Annotated in this window: 5 protein-coding genes and 1 pseudogene; 4 read left to right on the top strand and 2 right to left on the bottom strand. The window is 70.2% G+C overall.

Annotated elements, in window-relative coordinates:
• Window positions 1-315, top strand: a pseudogene (locus tag ACFVYX_RS26850) (ABC transporter); the annotation flags it as partial.
• Entirely contained in the window at window positions 312-1,103 is a 792-nt protein-coding gene (locus ACFVYX_RS26845; protein ID WP_389684059.1) for an ABC transporter permease, read from the top strand. The pseudogene ACFVYX_RS26850 and the gene ACFVYX_RS26845, both read left to right, overlap by 4 nt.
• 130 nt (window positions 1,104-1,233) lie before the next feature.
• On the opposite strand, the gene ACFVYX_RS26840 is transcribed toward ACFVYX_RS26845, so the two are convergent.
• On the bottom strand, window positions 1,234-1,722 hold the full coding sequence (locus tag ACFVYX_RS26840) for a carboxymuconolactone decarboxylase family protein (RefSeq protein WP_389684058.1): 489 nt from the start codon (window positions 1,720-1,722) through the stop codon (window positions 1,234-1,236).
• A 311-nt stretch (window positions 1,723-2,033) separates the two neighbouring features.
• Between ACFVYX_RS26840 and ACFVYX_RS26835 the strand changes: the two genes are divergently transcribed.
• Window positions 2,034-3,626, top strand: a complete 1,593-nt coding sequence (locus tag ACFVYX_RS26835; RefSeq protein ID WP_389684057.1) for a hypothetical protein — start codon at window positions 2,034-2,036, stop codon at window positions 3,624-3,626.
• Between the two features lie 286 nt (window positions 3,627-3,912).
• Window positions 3,913-5,484, top strand: a complete 1,572-nt coding sequence (locus tag ACFVYX_RS26830) for a carbohydrate-binding protein (RefSeq protein ID WP_389684056.1) — start codon at window positions 3,913-3,915, stop codon at window positions 5,482-5,484.
• 151 nt (window positions 5,485-5,635) lie between these two features.
• Here ACFVYX_RS26830 and ACFVYX_RS26825 read toward each other — a convergent pair whose 3' ends face one another.
• Complete coding sequence (locus tag ACFVYX_RS26825) at window positions 5,636-6,541, bottom strand: LysR substrate-binding domain-containing protein (RefSeq protein WP_389684055.1); 906 nt, start codon at window positions 6,539-6,541, stop codon at window positions 5,636-5,638.
• Between the last annotated feature and the right edge of the window lie 58 nt (window positions 6,542-6,599).

Below are 6,599 nucleotides of genomic sequence, written 5' to 3'. Positions count from 1 at the left end.
ATCGCCGCCGAAGGCACCGCCGAAGAACTCAAGCGACTCATCCCCGGCGGCCACGTCCGCCTCCGCTTCACCGACCCCACCACCTACCGCACCGCAGCCACCACACTGCCCGCCACCACCCGCGACGACGACGCACTCACCCTCCAGATCCCCAGCGACGGCACCCAGCGCGAACTCCGCACCCTCCTCGACGGCCTCGACGCCGCCGGCATCGAAGCCGACGAACTCACCGTCCACACCCCCGACCTCGACGACGTCTTCTTCGCCCTCACCACCGGCAACAACCCCCACCCGTCCAAGGAGTCCGTCCGATGAGCACCCTGTCCCTCGCCGTCCGCGACTCGGCGACGATGCTGCGCCGCAACCTCCTCCACGCCCGGCGCTACCCGTCCATGACCCTGAACCTGCTGCTCACGCCGATCATGCTGCTCCTGCTCTTCGTCTACATCTTCGGAGACGTGATGAGCGCGGGAATCGGCGGCGGCAGCGCGGACCGCTCTGACTACATCGCCTACATCGTCCCGGGCCTGCTGATGATGACCATCGGCAGCACCGTGATCGGAGCCGCGATCTCCGTCTCCATGGACATGTCCGAAGGCCTCGTCGCCCGGTTCCGCACCATGGCAATCCACCGGGGCTCCCTGCTCGTCGGCCATGTCCTCGGCAGTGTGCTGCAGGTGCTCGCCAGTCTGATCCTCGTCGGCGCCGTCGCCGTGGCCATCGGCTTCCGGTCCACCGACGCCACGGCGCTCGAGTGGGTGGCGGCGCTCGGACTCCTCGCGCTGTTCGCCCTGGCGCTCACCTGGATCGCGGTGGGGATGGGCATGGCCAGCCCCAACCCGGAGGCGGCCAGCAACATGGCCATGCCGCTGATCCTCCTGCCGCTGATCTCCAGCGCGTTCATCCCGGCCCACACGATGCCGGGCTGGTTCCAGCCGATCGCCGAGTACCAGCCCTTCACCCCCGCCATCGAGACCCTCCGGGGACTGCTCCTCGGCACCGAGATCGGCCACAACGGCTGGCTCGCCCTCGCCTGGTGCCTCGCCCTCACCGCACTCGGCCACCGCTGGTCCACGTCCGTCTACAACCGCGATCCCCGGTAACCCACGCATCGCACGAGGGCGGCGCACTCCGGCACACCACGTCGGAGTGCGCCGCCCTCTCCGGCTCTCCCGCCGGAACCGTGGGCCGGGGCGCAGGCTCCATGTCTGGCGCGCCGTCAGCGGGCTTCCGTCAGCCCCACTGCTCGTCCGAGAGGGAGGTGACCGGCTGCGGCTTGCCGATGACGGCGAGGGCGATGAAGAAGTTGATCTGGCCGATCGCGAGGGTGAGGGTGGCGAGCGCCTTGTCGTCGTAGTGCTTCGCGACCTCGGCGTACAGCTCGTCGGTGACGCGCTCCCTGCCGTGCGGGGCGGGCTGGAGGGTGGCCTCCAGCAGGGCGAGCGCGGCGCGCTCGGCGTCGGTGAAGCAAAGGGCGTCCTGCCAGGAGGAGACGGCCGTGATGCGCTCCTCGGTCTCGCCGGCCTTACGGAGGAACGCGGTGTTCAGGATGGTCAGGTAGGTGTTGCCGACGATCTGCCCGGCGCGGAGGTGCACGAGGTTCATCGTGGTGCGCGGCACCGAGCGGTTGCCGGTGGCCCGGAAGAGGGCGGCGCTGACGTCGCTCAGCTCGGGGACGAACTGGCCGGGGTCGGGCATCCGGGAGATCGAGGGGTTCGTCATGGCTTCTCTCCTTCGTGTGGCCGCCGTGGTCGGCGTCTTCACAGCACTGACGGACCTGCTCGCGACGGTGTGACAGAAATCCGGAAACTTTCTCCTCCTGGCCGTGTACCTGATCTCGTGACGACCTTCACCCCCTCCTCACGGTTCTCCACCGGGACCACCCAAGGGCATCCGATACGTCCGTTTAGTCCCTGACTGGATGCTGACTGCGTGTCGTTACGGGCACCAAGGCCGGGTTTGCTTTTGACTCAAGCGTTCTGGAACCCTCCGTTCGACTTATCTGACACACCGACAAACGGAGGCACCTTCACATGCCCACACGGCGCATACGTCGCGCTTGGCTCACGGCAGCCGCCGCGGCCTCGCTCGCGATCACCGGCCTCGCGGCGCCGGCCCAGGCGGAGGACGTCCCGGGCGCTCCGGAGACCTGGGTCCAGGAACCGCTCACGGCCGAGGGCACCGCCTCGCCGTTCACGACGCAGGCCTGGACCGCACCGGGCGGCGCGGCCTCGCCCGGCGACTTCACGATGTCGCCCGGCGCGCTGAACGGCGAGACCACCACGCGGGTCGCCCGCCTCGACGCGGTGCTGCCCAAGTCGGGCGTGCAGAACCTGCTGGCGGGGGCGAACCGCACCGCCGAGCCGTGGTGCTCCCGCGACTCGTTCGGCACGGCGCCGAACCCCGACATCAAGTACTGCCTGCAGAACGACGACTCCGTCTCGCGCGAGTGGGTCCCGCAGGGCATCACCGGCGTCTCCGACGCCAAGGACAACGAGCTGTGGGGCGACGCCGGGAACATCCAGCTGTTCGCCTCGTACGACGGCTGGGACCCGGGCCGGGAGACCGACCCGAACCCGGCGACGGGCGACTGCACCACGGCCGAGCTGGAGGCGAACGACGCCTGCAGCCAGAAGGGCGTCCGGATCACCTTCGTCCAGAGCCGGACCAACCCGGCGACCGGCAGCCCCGAGGTCAAGTACCGTCACGTCCTGCTCGGCTGGACGTACGTGAACTCGGCCGACCACGTCTCCTTCGACGGGCTGCACGCCGCCGAGTACCCGATCCAGAAGGGTGTCCACGCCGGCGGGATCGTCTGGTACGGCAACTACCTCTACGTCGCGGACACGCGCAACGGTCTCCGCGTCTTCGACATGCGCTACATCATGGACCTGGACCCGGACGGCGACCCCACCACGCACGACGCGATGGGAACCGACACCGACGGGGTGAAGACCACCTCCAACGTCGAGGTCAAGACGAAGGTCGGCCGGCACAACAACGTCTGGTACAGCTTCGGCTACCGCTACGTGATGCCGCAGGTCGCGGCGTGGAAGTTCAAGGCGACACAGAGCAACCCCAAGGGTTCGTACGCCTGTGTCTCCACCGGCGCCCCGAAGGCCTCCTACATCTCGCTGGACCGCAGCACCACCCCCGACCGCCTGCTCATGGGTGAGTACTGCCGTCCGGAGAGCGGCTACCCGTCCACCGGCCGCATCGCCTCGTACCCGGTCGCGGCCCTGGAGGGCCGCTCCGCCGACGTGACCGCGGAGGGCTGGGCCAACTACCTGCCCCTGTCCAACGGTGGCGCCCAGGGCGCGGCGGCGCACAACGGCACGCTGTACGTGAACGAGTCGAAGGGCACGGACGAGCCGGGCAATCTCTGGCGCTACAACTGGAGCAACGGCCAGCTGGTCCAGAAGGGGCAGGCCGTCAAGACAGCCCGCGGACCCGAGGACCTCTATGTGGAGCGCGGCACCGGCCGGCTGTGGTCGCTCTCCGAGCACCGCCCGGGAGTGGCGGCCGACTGCACGGCGAACCGGGACGCCGCCGATCCGGTGGGCACGGACTACTGCCAGCGCGTGCTCTACGGGCACAAGCTGAGCTGGCTCGACGGACAGCCGTAGCCGGAGCGGAGCACCTCCGTCGGCCGCGTCGAACCCGGCGCGACCGGCGGGGTGGTCCCCGGTGAGGACAGCCCGCCCGGCCGCGCCGACGCGGCACGGCCCGGCCGGCCCCCAGGGTGGAGAGGGTCTGGGGCAGCCGCCGCCAACAACCCCTTCTATTCATACATCTGAACAACAGTCACATGCATGACCATTGACGCGTCCATGAGGGCACCCCTAGCGTCCCGGGAAAGCGCTTTCTCGTCCAGTCCCGGAACGCCGTCCATCCCCCTCCTGGAGACCCCAGATGCATCTGCGATCCGTCACAGCCTGCGTCAGCCTGCTGGCGGGCACGCTCGCCGCCCTCTCCGTGAACCCGGCACACGCCGCGTCCACGCTGTACGAGGCCGAGAGCTCCCCCGCCGTCTGCAGCGGCACCATCGACTCCGACTGGTCCGGATACTCCGGCAGTGGCTTCTGCAACGGCACCAACTCGACCGGCGGCTACGCCCAGTTCACGGTCAACGCCTCCGCCGCGGGAACGGCCACACTCGCCGTCCGCTTCGCCAACGGGTCCACGGCCGCACGGCCCGCGAGCCTGGCCGTCAACGGCTCCACCGCGCAGACGCCGTCGTTCGAGACGACGGGCGCCTGGACCACCTGGACCGTCAAGACCCTGACCGTGACCCTGAAGGCCGGCAGCAACACCGTCCGGCTCACCCCCACCGCCTCCGCCGGGCTGCCCAACATCGACTCCCTGAACGTCACGACGGCCGACACCCCGCCGCCGGCGGGCAGCGCGCTGTACGTCGCTCCCCACGGCACGGACGGCGCGTCCGGCACGCAGGCCGACCCCACGACACTCACCTCGGCGATCGGCCGCGTCGCCGCAGGCGGGACGATCTACGTCCGCGGCGGCACCTACCGTCACTCCACGACGATCACGGTCCCGCCCGGCAACAACGGCACGTCCAGCGCCCGCAAGACACTGTCCGCCTACCCCGGCGAGACCCCGGTGCTGAACTTCTCGGCCATGACCGAGGACCCGGCCAACCGGGGCCTCGCCCTCAACGGTTCGTACTGGCGCGTCAACGGCATCGTCGTCGAGCGCGCCGGCGACAACGGCATCTACGTCGGCGGCAGCAACAACGTCATCGAGCGCACGGTCACGCGCTTCAACCGCGACACCGGCCTCCAGCTCGGCCGCACGGCCTCCACCACGCCCCGCGACCAGTGGCCGTCCAACAACCTCGTCCTCAGCGCGGAGTCGCACGACAACGCCGACTCCGACGGTGAGGACGCCGACGGCTTCGCCGCGAAGCTCACCGTCGGCGGCGGGAACGTCTTCCGTCACGCCGTGGCCCACCACAACATCGACGACGGCTGGGACCTGTACACCAAGACGGACACCGGCCCCATCGGCACCGTCACCATCGAGGACTCCCTCGCGTACGACAACGGCACCCTCAGCGACGGGTCCCAGGCCGGCGCGGGCGACCGCAACGGCTTCAAGCTCGGCGGCGAGGACATCCCCGTCAACCACGTGGTCCGCCGCACGATCGCCTTCCACAACGGCAAGCACGGGTTCACGTACAACAGCAACCCGGGCTCGATGACGATCTCGAACAACATCAGCGTCGACAACGCCCAGCGCAACTTCTCGTTCGACGCGGGCACTTCGGTCTTCCGCGGCAACACCTCCTGCCGCGCCGGGAGCGGGACGAACGACCGGACCATCGGTGACGTCGACGGCACGAACCAGTTCTGGTCAGGATCGAACGGCTCCCGCTGCTCCTCGTACGCCGGGGCCCTGAGCTGGTCCTACGCCGCGGACGGCCGCCTCGTCACGGCCTTCGGCGGCCGTACGGTCACCTGGTGAGCAGCACCCGGAGATGAACTGCCGCCGTCGGCCCCGGTGCTCCAGGCCGGGGCCGACGGCGCCGTGACCCCGCGCCGACCTGGCGTCGGCGGGAGAGTTCCCGCTCGCGGCGGGGCACGGTGGCGTGGTCGTACGCGAGGGAGCCGTACGGCTACGCGGATCGCGCCGCCTGCCGTGCGGCGGCGCGCAGGGCGGCGACGACGGCCGTGGTCGTGGGGTTCGCGGACTCGGTGTGCCGTGTCGCCGCGAACAGGAGGCGCTGGACCGGGTGGCCCTCGATCGGTGACGTGCGGATTCCGGGCGTGGTCGGGTCGACGGCTGTACGGGGGACGAGCGCGGTGGCGAGACCGGCACGGGCCAGGGTGAGCTGGGCGGTGATGTCGGCGGTCACGTAGCGGGGGGCCGGTGTGAAGCCCGCCTGCCGGCAGGCGTGCAGGATGGCCTGCCCGCAGTCCGTGGTCGGCGGCGGCAGGGCGAGGCTCCGGGTGGCCAGATCCCGCAGGGCGACGGGCTGTTCGACGGCTCGGCTCCCGGCGGTGACGACGAGCAGCGGATCGTCGAGCAGCGGTGAGACCCCGATGCCCCGGGGTGTCTCTTCCGGCAGGTGGGTGTACCGCTGCCCCAGCACGACGTCGACGGCACCGAGCGTGAGTTCCCGCAGTTGTGCCTGGTCGGTGATCAGACAGGTCACGGTGAGCTGTGGATGGTCCGCGCCGAGGGCGGTGAGCGCGGGTGCCACGATCCCGGCGACGGTCGACGGCAGCGCGGCGAGCGTGGTGGTGGCGCCGACCGTGCCCCTGACCGCCGCGACGGCGCTCTCGGCCTCCCGCACGGCGCCGAAGATCCGGTCGGCGTGTTCGAGGAGGACCCGGCCCGCCTCCGTCAGTGCCACGGTTCGCCCGTCGGGGCGCAGGAGGTCGACACCCATGTCCTGCCTCAGCGCGGACAGCTGCTGGGACACGGCCCCGGCGGACAGGTCCAGCGATTGGGCGGCCGCGGCGATGGAGCCACGGGCGGCGACGGTTCTGAGCATGTGCAGACGGCGGATATCCAGCATGACTCGATAGATTATCTGACGGGATACCTCAGAAAAGAGGCCCTTGACCTGTCGAGTC

The organism is Streptomyces sp. NPDC058326 (assembly GCF_042879855.1).
In the GTDB taxonomy this organism is placed as follows: domain Bacteria; phylum Actinomycetota; class Actinomycetes; order Streptomycetales; family Streptomycetaceae; genus Streptomyces.
This window is presented reverse-complemented; position numbering and strand designations above follow the sequence as displayed.